Annotated in this window: 1 protein-coding gene; it reads left to right on the top strand. The window is 37.2% G+C overall.

The window, feature by feature from the left end; all coding sequences use genetic code 11:
- The coding region (locus SB749_RS19710) for an ABC transporter transmembrane domain-containing protein (protein WP_410711795.1) at positions 1-266 on the top strand (266 nt) is incomplete at both ends.

Here is a 266-nt window from a genome sequence, read left to right as displayed (position 1 = left end):
CTGCGTTTTCTGATTTAAACGATAAAACGCAAGAAAGTATTACAGGGATTAAAGTGATTAAAACCTTTGGACAACAAGAAGAAGACATTGAAGACTTTTCAAGACTTTCTGAAAAAGTAGTGGCTAAAAATTTGAAAGTTGCACGAGTTGATTCGTTATTTGATCCCACCATTAGCTTAATCGTGGGCTTTAGCTTTATGCTTAGCTTAGGGTTTGGGACGAAATTTATTGTGGACGGTCAAATGACAATTGGGGACCTTGTTGCC

Origin of the sequence: Brevibacterium sp. SIMBA_078, assembly GCF_046534565.1 — a bacterium.
In the GTDB taxonomy this organism is placed as follows: domain Bacteria; phylum Actinomycetota; class Actinomycetes; order Actinomycetales; family Brevibacteriaceae; genus Brevibacterium.
The sequence above is the reverse complement of the archived record's forward strand: the minus strand, read 5'-3'. Positions and strand labels throughout refer to the sequence as shown.